Raw genomic sequence first — 261 nt, forward strand, 5'->3', positions numbered from 1 at the left:
CCCCGCCGCGAAGAGGACGACCACGAAGAAGACGGCGCCGGCGAAGAAGTCCACGACCGCGGCGGAGGAGACCGCGGCGAAGACGGCTCCGGGGAAGACGACCCCGGCGAAGAAGGCGACGCCCACCGCGAAAGCCACCCCGGCGAAGAAGGCCACCCCGGCGAAGAAGGCGACACCAGCGAAGAAGGTGGCGCCCGCGAAGGCGGCAGCGGCGCGGCCCAGCGGCCCGCCGAGCGGGCCCAGCGCTCCGCCGGCGCGTCC

General features: G+C 75.5%; 1 protein-coding gene. It reads right to left on the minus strand.

Annotated features, from left to right (window positions below; translation table 11 throughout):
• Window positions 1–261 (minus strand): hypothetical protein (locus tag A6V29_RS20820; RefSeq protein ID WP_212719174.1); only part of this gene is annotated, 261 nt, incomplete at both ends.

It is taken from the genome of Blastococcus sp. CCUG 61487 (assembly GCF_005222955.1).
Classification (GTDB): Bacteria; Actinomycetota; Actinomycetes; order Mycobacteriales; family Geodermatophilaceae; genus Blastococcus.